This is a genomic window from Halomonas cupida, from assembly GCF_900142755.1.
In the GTDB taxonomy this organism is placed as follows: Bacteria; Pseudomonadota; Gammaproteobacteria; order Pseudomonadales; family Halomonadaceae; genus Halomonas; species Halomonas cupida.
In genome coordinates this window covers 297,163-310,039 of the sequence record NZ_FRCA01000005.1, presented here as the reverse complement: position 1 = coordinate 310,039, position 12,877 = coordinate 297,163, and the positions used below count along the sequence as shown (strand labels likewise).

Here is a 12,877-nt window from a genome sequence, read left to right as displayed (position 1 = left end):
GACGACTCCCCAGGCTGTGGATGAATCAAGTTATGGATGCATCAGAGAAGCGATAGTAACGCTCGATGGCATCCCGCGTGATGATACCGGAAATTCGCTTTTGACCCGGCCGGTATCCATGCTCCACATAGAGTCCATCTACCTTGCTGTTGTTCAGCGTGGTGAAGGCTTCGCTGAGTGTCGCCTGCAGGTGAATCGGAGCAAGGTCGAGACGCTGGCCGGGAATCTCCAGCAGGTCCAGCAGATCCGGTCCCTTCTCCTTCTCCTTCTCCTTCTCCTTCTCCTTCTCCTTCTCCTTCTCCTTCTCCTTCTCCTTCTCACCTCCCTGCTGACCTTCCGTCTCCTCGTCTCCGGGTGAGGCTTCCCGAGGCTCGACTTCCGGCTCGGCAGTCTCTGAGGCACGACGCCTGGCTTCCTGCTCATCATGCTCGAGTAACCACCGGGCCAGATCGGCGGCTTTCAGCGCCAGGGTCGGCTTGTCATCGGAGGAACGCTCGATGAGGATCCACACCGGATTGGCCTCGAGTAGCGTCCGAGCCTGTTCACGATCCACACGACGCCGGGTCCGGACCAGGCTGCGTTCCATCACCGCAGGCACCGAGACGCGGGATAATGCCTGCATCAGTGGTTGCTGCAGCGGATGCAGACCATGCAGCTTGACGCTGATGAAGAAACCATCGCAGCGACACAACTGCCGAGCCGTCAGTCCCGATACCACCACGGCCAGCATGCCCGGCAGCAGAATGTGTGGATGATGAGTCAACTCCAGCAGCGCCATCAACGCCGCCAATGGTGCCTGCAACACCGCTCCCATCATCGCCGCCATGCCGATCATCGCAAAGAGCCCGGGATCTGCGGCCTTCTCGGGCCACAACCAGACCCCGAAAATGCCGAACAGGGCCCCCGCAGCCGAACCGATCACCAGTACTGGACCAATGATGCTCACCGGTATTCCGCAGGCGACGGTGAAGGCCGTCAACAACAGTTTGCCGACCATCAATGCCAGCAACACCTGAACCGTAAGCTGGCCGAACAATGCCTGGGACAGGCTGTCGTAGCCAATTCCCTGTACCTCGGGGTACCACCAGGCCAGACCGGCCGCAAACAACGCCACCAACACCAGCCGCAACCACAGTGCCAGGCCCGCGACTCGCTCACTACGTGCGACGTGGATAAAGACGCCGGCCAACAGGCCGATACCGAACGCCATCACGGCTATCCAGTAGATATTGAACAACGACCCCATGGCCAGTTCGGGCACCGCGAAGGCTGGATCCGCGCCATATACCAGTTGGGTGATCAGAGCGCCCATACAGGATGCGAGAATGACCGGCATGAAACCGACGATGGTGTATTCCATCATCACCACTTCCATGGCAAAGATCACCCCGGCAATCGGGGTGTTGAAGGATGCCGAAATCCCCGCCGCCGTACCACAGGCCACCAGTACTCGCAGACTGTTGTGGGGCAGGCGCAACAACTCCCCCAACCCGCTGGAGGCTGCGGCTCCAAGATGGATGGCCGGCCCTTCACGACCGGCCGACAGGCCGCCGAGTACCGACACCACCCCGACCCACCACTGGTTGATCCAATTACGTAACGGGAAGCGCCCTTGATGATAAGTGAGGCGTTCAATGACATGCGCCACACCAATCTTGCGTGCCGCGGTCGGTTGTCGCCACAGCAGCAATATTCCGATCAACGCCACCGCGACCAACGGTAATATCACCCGCGTCAGATGGGGCAGCAGCTCGAAGGCTTCCGGGTCGCCATTGGGCATCATCAGGGCCGCACCCATCAGCAACAACGAGCGAAATACCACCATCAGACCACCGGTGATCAAACCCGTCACCACGCCAAGCACGCACAGCTGAGGCAATGCATCCACGTTCGCCAGTTGACGGCGAAAGGCATCGAGACTGAGTGACGATAGGCTGAATCGTGCCAAGTGCGGCATTCCTCCCTGATGAATGGTCCCCTGCTCCCAACCAACTCACCGGTGTATGATGAGTCGACCGCCCCCTCTTGTGTATCATAGATACCGTAGAGGTACCCATCGCGATGATCATCAATCGATGCAATCGGCGAGTCGGGTCAATGCCGGTCTTTCAAGACCGGCTTTATCAAGAAGGTTTTCAGGGGAGTGTCTCGTGATCAAGGTTGGAATCGTTGGCGGCACGGGTTACACCGGTGTCGAACTGCTCAGACTGCTGGCACGTCATCCACATGTCGAGGTGGAAGCCATCACCTCGCGAAGTGAGGCTGGTCTGGGTGTCAGCGAGCTGTACCCCAACCTGCGAGGACACTACGACGAGCTGCGCTTTTCCGAACCCGACCCGGAACGACTCGGTAACTGTGATGCCGTGTTCTTCGCCACCCCTCATGGCGTCGCCCATGCCCTGGCCGGCGACCTGCTGGAACGCGGCACTCGTGTCATCGACCTATCGGCGGACTTCCGACTGCGTGATGCCGGCATCTGGGCCGATTGGTACGGCCAGCCCCATGGTGCGGTCGAACTGCTCGACGAAGCCGTCTATGGTCTACCGGAAGTGCAGCGCGAGAAAATTCGCCAGTCGCGCCTGATTGCCGTTCCCGGCTGCTACCCCACCGCCGTGCAGCTCGGCTTTCTGCCACTGCTCGAAGCTGGCCTGATCGACCCCGATCATCTGATTGCCGACTGCAAGTCCGGCGTTACCGGTGCGGGCCGTGGTGCCAAGGTGCCATCACTGCTGGCCGAAGCCAGTGAGTCACTCAAGGCCTATGGCGCCAGTGGCCATCGCCACCTGCCCGAGATTCGCCAGGGCCTGACGGACGCCGCAGGAGGCGAGGTTGACCTGACCTTTGTTCCTCACCTGATCCCGATGATCCGCGGCATCCATGCCACGCTCTATGGTCGCCTTACCGCCGATGCCGGCGATCTCCAGCGACTGTTCGAGGAACGCTACCGGGATGAGCCCTTTGTCGACGTCATGCCGCCGGGCAGCCATCCGGAAACCCGTAGCGTCAAGGGGGCCAACATGTGCCGCATCGCGGTGCATCGCCCCGGCAATGGCGATACCGTGGTGGTACTGGCGGTGATCGACAATCTGGTCAAGGGGGCTTCCGGTCAGGCCATCCACAACCTCAATCTGATGTTCGGATTCAATGAGACCGACGGCCTCGACGCCCCGGCGATCATGCCTTGAAGCGGATGCATTGAAGCTTCAGATCCCCAACCATGAATTATCCACAGCCTGTCACTGACGACGGGCTGTGGACAAGCTGAACTCGGGAACCAGAACTCGAGATACAGGCAGCCGAATGACCCCTGCGATGGGCAATGGCTTGTCGCCAGCCGGACTCAGACCATAAAGGACGCGCCACACCCGCAGGTAGTGGTGGCGTTGGGGTTCTGTACCAGAAAACGTGCGCCGGCCAGACCTTCCTCATAGTCGATGGTGGAACCCACCAGGTACTGCCAGGACAATGGATCGACGATCAGCGAGACATCACCAAAGGGAATCTCGGTGTCATCGTCATTGATGCCGTTGGCCACATCGAAGCCGTACTGAAACCCCGAGCAACCGCCGCCGGTCACATAGACCCGCAGGGCAATACGCTCTGCTTCTTCCTCTGCCTTGAGCGCGCGCAAGCGACGCTGGGCATTATCGGACAGCAGTAGAGGGGTAGGTACAAAGGATTCGGCTCCGCTCATGGCGAGCTCCCGCAATCGGTGAATGTCATGCAATGACACATTATCCACAATCCCCACCAAAAGGGTCAACTTTAGCTCTCGACCAGCGCCAATACCGTCACTGTGCCGATCTGGTGCGTTGACAGGGTCCCCCTCGGTGTCCCTTGACCCCTTCCTCTTGCCTGGCCAAGGTAAATGAGGGTTTGAACAATAATTTCTTTCTGGGGATAACCATGAAATCAGTCTTTACGTCTGCCGCGCTGCTCACTGCCATGGCCCTGACTGGAGCCAGCCAGGCCCAGGCAGAAACTCTGACCGTCGCCACCGACCCGAGTTTTGTGCCCTTCGAGATGCTGGATCAGGAGTCCGGCGAGATGATCGGTTTCGACATGGACATCATCAAGGAAGTCGCCGAGCGTGCCGGTTTCGACTATGAACTGCGCACCATGGACTTCAATGGCATCATCCCGGCCGTACAGACCGGCAACGTCGATATCGCCATCGCCGGCGTCACCATTACCGACGAACGTGCGCAGATCGTCGACTTCTCGGATCCCTACTACGACAGCGGTCTGAAGGTCCTGGTAAGCGCCGATCAGGAGGGCGTCGATGGAGTCGAGGATCTGGCCGGTATGCGCATCGGTACCAAGATCGGGTCCACCAGCTATGACTTCCTGCAGGAAAATCTCGGAGATCAAGCCGAGATAACCCCCTATCCGGGCACCAGTGACATGTATATGGCACTGCTCGGAGGCAGTGTCGATGCCGCCTTCTATGATGCCCCCAATGTCGGTTACTTCTCCCAGACGCGTGGCGAAGGTCGGGTCAAGGTGGTCGGCCCTCTGTATGAAGGTCAGCAGTATGGCATTGTCCTGGTCAAGGGCAGTGAGTGGGTCGAGCCGGTCAATGAGGCTCTTGCCGCCATGAAGGAAGATGGCACCTACGACGAGATCCATACCAAATGGTTTGGCTCGGCCAGCGAATAAGCCCCATTCGCTGATGCTGGCGGGGTCAAGCCTGACTCCGTCAGCGTCATTTCCATCCATAATATAAAGAAGCGCTGATCATCAGCCTGCTGACTCCGCTGCTGTTTCCTGACCATCGTCACGGTGCTCATGGGATGATGTGTCAGTGCTTCCGCCAATCGCGGAGACTCCTTCGTGAACGTTGATTTCACTTTTGACTGGTCGGCGGCTCTGGCTTCCATCCCGCAGCTGCTGACCGGCATACCCTGGACGCTGTTGATCTCCTTCGGTGGCCTTGCCATCGGACTGGTCATCGGCATCATCTTCGGCCTGTTGCGTATCGCACCTCAGGTATGGCTGCGCATTCCCGCCATTGTCTATATCGAGGTCTTTCGCGGCACTCCGGTACTCGTGCAGGTGCTGTTCATCTTCTATGGCCTGCCGCAGATCATTGGTGGGCCCATCAATGCACTGACCGCCGGTATCGCAGCCATCGCTGTCAACTCCGGGGCCTACATTTCCGAAATCGTGCGTGGCGCCGTGCAGTCCGTTGCCCGCGGCCAGCGAGAGGCAGGCCTGTCTCTCGGTCTGTCGCGGCAACAGACCTTTCGTCATGTGATCTGGCCGCAGGCCTTCCGCCGCATGATTCCTCCTCTCGGCAACCAGGGCATCATCAGCATCAAGGACACCTCACTGTTCGCTGTGATCGGCGTGGGAGAGCTGGTACGCCAGGGACAGATCTATATCGCCACAACCTTCACGGCCCTCGAGGTCTACCTGATGGTGGCGCTGCTCTACCTGGCCATCACGCTCTCCCTGTCCCTTGCGCTGCGCATGCTCGAACGCAAGGGCCTCGTGGGTGAATAACCCGCTGTGTGCTGATACTTCATGGAAATGGATATGAACGACATCAATCTCGACAAGAGCGCACAGCAGGCTGACGAGCCCATCGTACGAATGCATGGCCTGAACAAGCACTTCGGCAGCCTGCATGTGCTCAACAATATCGACCTCGAGGTCTCCCAGGGCGAAGTTGTAGTGGTCATCGGTGCCAGCGGCTCCGGAAAATCGACCATGATTCGCTGCATCAATGGGCTGGAGGAATTCCAGAGCGGTGAGCTGCGAGTCGATAGCCACGACCTACTGCCCCATGGCAAGGCCTCTCGTGCCCTCCAGACCATCCGCACTGAGGTGGGCATGGTCTTCCAGCAGTTCAACCTCTTTCCGCACCTCTGCGTGCGCGACAACGTTACTCTGGCACCAATGAAAGTACGTGGTGTCCCGCAGTCGGATGCCATCGCCACTGCTGAGCGCCTGCTGGATCGCGTCGGTATTCGTGACCAGGCCGACAAGTACCCATCCCAGCTCTCCGGCGGTCAACAGCAGCGTGTGGCACTGGCACGCGCTCTGGCCATGGAACCTCGATTGATGCTGTTCGACGAGCCCACCTCGGCGCTGGATCCCGAGATGATCGGCGAGGTCCTTGATGCCATGCGCGAGTTGGCGAGGGAAGGCATGACCATGATCATCGTCACTCACGAGATGGGCTTCGCCCGCGAAGTGGCCGACCGAGTGATCTACATCCATCAAGGTGAGATCGTCGAACAGGGCGCTCCCGAAGAGGTGTTCGATAACCCTCGCAACGAGCGCACACAGAACTTTCTGGCACGCGTCCTCAAGCACTGATCACGCTTCACCAACCCCGGATTTTCTCAAGCAAGGCCTGTTGAGCTTCTCAACAGGCCTTTTTTTCACCTGTGGATAAAAAAAATGATGATTGCCTCGATAGTCGGAGGATACGGGACTCCTGGCGATTCTACTGGGTTGTTCACCATCGCGGTGACAAGTGTTCGTGAGATCGGTGGATAACGAGTGGAGGATTCTGCCTGTGGGCAATCCGGCATTTCATCCACAGGCTGCAGACAACTCATACGCAACTCGCAAGCCTGCTTTCCAAACTTTTATTAACTCAACAAGAAATTGATTTTAAAAGATTAAAATAACTTATCCACAGAAATTACCCACACCAGTAGTTACTACCATTACAGAACTTCTCTTTATTTACTTATTCTTTTTATAAAGAAAGACCAGAAGCGGGACCTCTGCTGAACCCTATGTGGAAAACCCTGACGTTTACCCACAGGGGCGTTATACTGGCGGGCTTGTTTTCAAGACCGTTTTCACTCGACACTTTTTCCACGCTGGCGATTGACCGCCAAAACGAGGTGAACCTTGGAGTATCCCGACCGCTTTGACGTCATCGTCATCGGCGGTGGCCATGCCGGAACGGAAGCTGCTCTGGCCTCTGCCCGAATGGGTTGCCAAACCCTGCTGCTGACACACAACATCGAGACCCTGGGACAGATGTCCTGCAATCCCGCCATCGGTGGGATCGGCAAGAGTCATCTGGTCAAGGAAATCGACGCCCTGGGCGGTGCCATGGGTCTGGCGACAGACCTGGGTGGCATCCAGTTTCGCGTGCTCAATGCACGCAAGGGCCCTGCGGTACGTGCCACACGTGCTCAGGCCGACCGTGTCCGCTACAAGGCGGCAATCCGCTCGATGCTGGAAAACCAGACCAACCTGACCATTTTCCAACAGGCTGCCGGGGATCTGATCGTTGATCAGGACACGGTTCGCGGCGTAGTGACGGAAACCGGAGTACGCTTTCTGGCGGAAACCGTGGTGTTGTGTACCGGTACTTTCCTCGGCGGGGTAATTCATATTGGTCTCGAAAAGAGCCGCGGCGGGCGGGCTGGAGACCCTCCCTCCAATGCACTTGCCGAACGCCTGCGTGCTCTGCCATTCCGCGTGGATCGGCTGAAGACCGGGACGCCACCGCGTATCGATGCCCGGAGCGTGGATTTTTCCCGCCTCGAGGAGCAACCCGGTGATACACCAACACCGGTAATGTCCTACCTGGGCTCACGTGATATGCACCCCCGTCAGGTGAGTTGCCATATCGCGCATACCAATGAGCGTAGTCACGAGATCATCTTCGCCAACCTCGATCGGTCACCGATGTTTTCCGGTGTCATCGAGGGGGTCGGCCCGCGTTACTGCCCGTCCATCGAGGACAAGGTGCATCGCTTTGCCGACAAGTCGAGCCATCAGGTGTTCATCGAGCCCGAAGGCCTCGACACTCACGAGCTATACCCAAATGGTATTTCGACCTCGCTGCCCTTTGACGTGCAGCTGCAGGTGGTACGTTCGATGGAAGGGTTGGAGAACGCCCACATCACGCGTCCAGGTTATGCCATCGAATATGATTTCTTTGATCCGCGTGATCTCAGGCACTCTCTGGAAACCCGGTTTATCCACAACCTGTTTTTCGCGGGCCAGATCAACGGCACCACCGGCTACGAGGAAGCGGGTGCCCAGGGGCTGCTGGCAGGACTCAATGCGGCGCTTCGCGCACGTGGTCAGGAGGCCTGGTGCCCCCGGCGTGATGAGGCCTACCTGGGCGTGCTGGTCGATGACTTGATTACCCTGGGAACGCGTGAGCCTTATCGCATGTTCACCTCACGTGCCGAATATCGCCTGTTACTGCGCGAGGACAACGCCGACATGCGTCTGACCGAGCGTGGCCGTGAGCTGGGGTTGATCGAAGACCTGCGCTGGTCGCGTTTCAGTGCCAAGCGTGAGGCAGTGGAGCAGGAAAACGCGCGGCTCAAGGCCAGTTGGGTACAACCCGGCACGGAAGCTGCCGCCAGTGTCGAGGCCATCACCGGCAAGCCACTGGCTCGTGAGTACAGCCTGATGGACCTGCTCAAGCGCCCCGAGCTCGGCTATGCCGACGTGGCGGGACTCAAGGGTGACGCGATCAATGATGAGTCGGTTGCCGAACAGGTCCAGATCCAGGCCAAGTATCAGGGCTACATCGATCGTCAGCAGGATGAGATCGACAAGCTCAAGCGCCATGAGGCAACGCCTCTGCCGGAAGACCTGGATTACCAGCGTATCGAGGGGCTGTCTCACGAGATTCGCCAGAAGCTCAGTGAGGCCCGCCCGCAGACTCTGGCTCAGGCTGGACGTGTCTCCGGCGTGACACCTGCGGCCGTCTCGATTCTACTGATTCATCTCAAGAAACGTCGCATGCTGGACAAACAGCAGGTAGTCAGCGGATGACAACGGTCTTGACCGAAGCACAGAATAACGCGATCAATCAGCGACTTGAGGAAGGTCTCAAGGCGCTTGGCATTACTGCCAGCGAGACACAGCAGCAGCGCCTGTCCGCCCTGGTCAGTTTGTTGCACAAGTGGAACCGGGCCTATAACCTCACCGCAGTGAGGGATCCGCTCGACATGGTGTCACGTCACCTGCTCGATAGTGCGGCAGTGCTGCCACATGTCCGCGGCCCCAGAGTGCTGGATGTCGGCTCTGGCCCCGGCTTGCCGGGACTGGTGTTGGCCATACTGGCGCCGGAACTGGATGTGACCCTGCTCGACAGCAACGGCAAGAAGGTTCGCTTCCAGCGTCAGGCGGTGATGGAACTGGGCCTGGGCAACGTCACACCGGTCCAGGCACGGGTTGAGCAGTTTTCTGCTCCCGCTGGAGGTTTCGACCAGGTGGTGTCGAGAGCTTTTGCCAGTCTCGCTGATTTCATCGGCCTGACCCGCGAGCTGATCGCCGAGGATGGCCAGTGGTTGGCGATGAAGGGGCCGGCGGTGGAAGGTGAGCTCGCCCAGTTGGATGCCGACGTGCATCAGGTTGCCCGTTTGACGCTACCGGTACCCTTCGAGTCTGGCGTGCGTGAGCTGGTTGTGCTGGAACCTGACGCCAGCGCCCGCTAGCCTCTTTGAGGGGGCGTGGCCAGTCCGAGGAGTGGGTATGGCTCTTCATCAGCTGCCCTGGATTTTCCAAGACGAGATTTCCCAAGCAAGGATGTCGCCGTGACCAAGATCATCGCCTTGACCAACCAGAAGGGTGGAGTCGGCAAGACCACTTCCGCCGTGAACCTGGCCGCCAGCCTTGCTTCGCTGGATCGTCGCGTATTACTGGTCGACCTCGACCCCCAGGGCCATGCCACCATGGGCAGTGGTGTCGACAAGCATGAGCTCGAGGGCAGCGTGCTCGATGTCATCCTCGGCGACAAGCGTCCGGTGGAGGTGATTCTCGATTGCCCCGAGGCGGGCTATGCTCTGTTGCCGGGCAATGGTGATCTGACCGCCGCCGAGGTTGAACTGCTCGACCGCAGCGAGGGGCGCGAGCGTAGCCTGGCCCGAGCGCTGGACGAAGTGGCCAGCGAATATGACGTGGTCATGATTGACTGCCCGCCGTCACTGAACATGTTGACCGTCAATGCGCTGACCGCCGCGGATGGTGTGTTGATCCCCCTGCAATGCGAGTTCTACGCCCTGGAAGGCCTTTCGGCTCTGCTTGATACCGTCGAGCAGATCAAGGATAGCGTGAACCCTTCGCTGGAAATCTACGGCATCCTGCGCACCATGTTCGATTCCCGCAATAGCCTGACGCGTGATGTCAGCAAGCAATTGCGCGACTATTTCGGTGATGCCCTGCTCAAGACCACCATTCCCCGCAATGTGCGTGTTGCCGAGGCTCCCAGCCATGGGTTGCCGGTGACCAAGTACGCGCGTTTCTCACGGGGTAGCCAGGCGCATCGCGTACTGGCCAAGGAACTGATTCGCCGTCTGTCCCTCTAGCGGCCTGGCCGCTGGTGTCGGGCCTGGTTGATGCAGTGTATTCAACCGGTGGTACCGGGGTTTCGAAAACCGGGTTTCTAGAATGAGATTCGAGAAGAGTGAGGGATAGTTGATGACGCGTAAACGCGCCCTGGGTCGAGGACTGGATGCGCTGATCGGTGCCGGTGCACGTCGCCGTGACAGCCTGGATCTGCCGGATTCCGGAGAGGCGCTGGAAGCCGCGGTGGATGGCACTGCCGATGCGGCTGAGCCGGCTGTCTTCGAGGAGCGCCTCGAGCGCCTGCCATTGGGCCAGTTGACCCGTGGCCGTTATCAGCCGCGACGCGATATTCAACCCGAGGCTCTCGAGGAGCTCGCCGACTCGATCCGTGCTCAGGGCGTTATGCAGCCCATCGTGGTGCGCCCGATTGGTCCTGATCGTTACGAGATCATTGCCGGCGAGCGTCGCTGGCGCGCTTCGCAACTGGCCGAGTTGGATGTCATCCCGGCGGTGATCCGTGAGGTCACTGACGAGGTGGCACTGGCACTGGCGCTGATCGAGAACATTCAGCGCGAGAACCTCAACCCGGTGGAGGAGGCGATAGCACTGAAGCGCCTGCTCGAGGAGTTCGAGCTGACCCAGCAGCAGGTGGCAGATGCGGTAGGCCGTTCACGTGCCCAGGTGACCAACCTGTTGCGCCTGCTGTCGCTGGATGCCGAAGTCCTGACCCTGCTCGAGCGTGGCGACCTCGACATGGGCCATGCTCGCGCGTTGTTGTCGCTGCCTGCGGCAAAGCAGCGCAAGGCGGCCCATGAGGTGGTCAACAAGGATCTCACCGTGCGAGCCACCGAGGCGTTGGTCAAGCAGATGACCAGCCCACGGACAAAAGCCGACAAGCCCGAGCCAAATCGCGATGTGGAGCGGCTGGAGTCACGACTGGCTGATGTGCTCGGAGCTCCTGTGCGCATTCAGCACGGCAAGGCGGGCAAGGGCAAGGTAACCATTCAATACTCCAGCCTTGATGAGTTGGATGGAATTCTCGAGCACATTCGCTGAGCGGTAGGGCGAGAGGGAGCTGAAGAAACGCAGTAAACCTATTAGCTTGCTAATAAGTATTGTGGTTTTTTCTCGACATTTGGTCGAAAGCAGGCCCAAAGTGCGGACAAATCGTTACTACTTCGGTTGAAGGTGTAAGGGGGCTTCCCTATAATCGCGCCGGAGTCTGTCGGTGGTGTGTCACGTCGGCAGTGGATGACGACAGTTTCGCGCCAGGCGGCGCGGCGGGAGATTTCCTTGGCGGCCAGGATACAACGACCCCAGGTGCAGCGCCTGCTGCTTGCGCAATTGGCGGTTGTTGCACTGCTGAGTCTGCTGGGGGCCTGGTTTTCCGGTATCCCGGGTGCCGCTTCGGCGTCAACCGGTGGTCTGGTGGCCTTTCTCCCCAATGCCTTCTTCGCCTGGCGGGTATTCCGTTATCAGGGGGCTCGTTACTCGCGGGCCATCATCAACGGTTTTTACCGTGCAGAAGCAGGCAAGTTCGGTTTGACGGCGGCGCTGTTCACCCTGGTGTTCATCGCAGTGCCTCCTTCAAACCCAACTTTTTTCTTTGGCGCTTATGTGGTGACGCTGTTTGTGCACTGGCTGGGTCCCTGGCTGGTAAAGCAACCGTCGCACACCTGACACGAGGCAGACATGGCAGGCAATAATCCGACTCCGACGGAGTATATCCAGCACCACCTGCAGAACCTGACCTTCGGGTTGCACCCCGACAATGGTTGGTCGATTGCTCATTCCGCGCAGGAAGCCTCCGACATGGGGTTCTGGGCGGTGCACCTGGATACCCTGGGCTGGTCCATCGGCCTTGGCCTGCTGTTCATCTGGCTGTTCAAGAAGGCGGCGAATGCGGCTACCACCGGTGTGCCTGGTGCGCTGCAGAACTTTGTCGAGCTGATGGTCGAGTTCGTCGACAACTCGGTCAAGGACACCTTCCACGGCAAGAGCCGATTGATCGCCCCGCTGGCACTGACCATCTTCTGCTGGGTGTTCCTGATGAACCTCATGGACCTGGTGCCGGTTGACTTCCTGCCCATGCTGGCAGCGAAGATCGGAGCCCTGTTCGGCGCAGATCCGGCGCATGTCTACTTCAAGGTGGTGCCCACCACAGACGTCAATGCCACGCTCGGCATGGCGCTGTCGGTGTTCGGCCTGGTCATCTTCTACACCATCCGTGCCAAGGGCTTCAGCGGCTTCATCGGTGAGCTGACCCTGCATCCGTTCAACTCGCCCAACAAGCTGGTCCAGGCGTTGTTCATTCCGGTCAACCTCCTGCTGGAGACCGTGACCCTGCTGGCCAAGCCGATCTCTCTGGCACTGCGACTGTTCGGTAACCTCTATGCCGGTGAGCTGATCTTCATCCTGATCGCCATGATTGGTCTGTGGCAGCTGCCGCTGCACTTTGCCTGGGCGGTGTTCCACATTCTGGTCATCACCCTGCAGGCCTTCATCTTCATGATGCTGACCATCGTCTATCTGAGCATGGCGGTGGAGAAGCACTGACCGCTTCACTGTTTGAACCTGAAACCCAACCCATTAACCC

Annotated in this window: 12 protein-coding genes; 10 read left to right on the top strand and 2 right to left on the bottom strand. The window is 59.2% G+C overall.

Translation table 11 applies throughout. The features are described from left to right. Positions 1-25: 25 nt before the first annotated feature. Positions 26-1,948, bottom strand: coding sequence for a chloride channel protein (locus tag BUE38_RS11620; RefSeq protein ID WP_143166291.1), 1,923 nt, complete (start codon positions 1,946-1,948; stop codon positions 26-28). Between the two features lie 202 nt (positions 1,949-2,150). Between BUE38_RS11620 and argC the strand changes: the two genes are divergently transcribed. Continuing rightward, on the top strand, positions 2,151-3,185 hold the full coding sequence (gene argC / locus BUE38_RS11615) for an N-acetyl-gamma-glutamyl-phosphate reductase (protein WP_073435365.1): 1,035 nt from the start codon (positions 2,151-2,153) through the stop codon (positions 3,183-3,185). Between the two features lie 155 nt (positions 3,186-3,340). Here the strand turns inward: argC and erpA are convergent, their stop codons facing one another. Beyond that, positions 3,341-3,694: an iron-sulfur cluster insertion protein ErpA gene (gene erpA, locus BUE38_RS11610; protein WP_073435364.1), complete on the bottom strand. Its 354-nt coding sequence runs from the start codon at positions 3,692-3,694 to the stop codon at positions 3,341-3,343. A 212-nt stretch (positions 3,695-3,906) separates the two neighbouring features. Between erpA and BUE38_RS11605 the strand changes: the two genes are divergently transcribed. From BUE38_RS11605 to atpB, 9 genes are all read left to right on the top strand, one after another. Continuing rightward, positions 3,907-4,659, top strand: a complete 753-nt coding sequence (locus BUE38_RS11605) for a transporter substrate-binding domain-containing protein (protein ID WP_073435363.1) — start codon at positions 3,907-3,909, stop codon at positions 4,657-4,659. 174 nt (positions 4,660-4,833) lie between these two features. After that, positions 4,834-5,505: an amino acid ABC transporter permease gene (locus BUE38_RS11600; protein WP_073435362.1), complete on the top strand. Its 672-nt coding sequence runs from the start codon at positions 4,834-4,836 to the stop codon at positions 5,503-5,505. A 33-nt stretch (positions 5,506-5,538) separates the two neighbouring features. Then, complete coding sequence (locus BUE38_RS11595; protein WP_073435361.1) at positions 5,539-6,324, top strand: amino acid ABC transporter ATP-binding protein; 786 nt, start codon at positions 5,539-5,541, stop codon at positions 6,322-6,324. A gap of 546 nt (positions 6,325-6,870) precedes the next feature. Next, positions 6,871-8,766, top strand: coding sequence for a tRNA uridine-5-carboxymethylaminomethyl(34) synthesis enzyme MnmG (mnmG, locus tag BUE38_RS11590; RefSeq protein WP_073435360.1), 1,896 nt, complete (start codon positions 6,871-6,873; stop codon positions 8,764-8,766). Then, complete coding sequence (gene rsmG / locus BUE38_RS11585; RefSeq protein ID WP_073435359.1) at positions 8,763-9,431, top strand: 16S rRNA (guanine(527)-N(7))-methyltransferase RsmG; 669 nt, start codon at positions 8,763-8,765, stop codon at positions 9,429-9,431. The genes mnmG and rsmG overlap by 4 nt, the downstream gene beginning before the upstream one ends. A 99-nt stretch (positions 9,432-9,530) precedes the next feature. Continuing rightward, entirely contained in the window at positions 9,531-10,301 is a 771-nt protein-coding gene (locus BUE38_RS11580; RefSeq protein ID WP_073435358.1) for a ParA family protein, read from the top strand. A gap of 112 nt (positions 10,302-10,413) precedes the next feature. After that, positions 10,414-11,337, top strand: a complete 924-nt coding sequence (locus BUE38_RS11575; RefSeq protein ID WP_073435357.1) for a ParB/RepB/Spo0J family partition protein — start codon at positions 10,414-10,416, stop codon at positions 11,335-11,337. 237 nt (positions 11,338-11,574) lie between these two features. Next, positions 11,575-11,961 carry an ATP synthase subunit I gene (locus tag BUE38_RS11570; protein WP_073435356.1) on the top strand — a complete coding sequence of 129 codons (387 nt, stop codon included), beginning with the start codon at positions 11,575-11,577 and terminating at the stop codon, positions 11,959-11,961. Positions 11,962-11,973: 12 nt separating this feature from the next. Next, complete coding sequence (gene atpB / locus BUE38_RS11565; protein WP_073435355.1) at positions 11,974-12,837, top strand: F0F1 ATP synthase subunit A; 864 nt, start codon at positions 11,974-11,976, stop codon at positions 12,835-12,837. Positions 12,838-12,877: the final 40 nt, after the last annotated feature.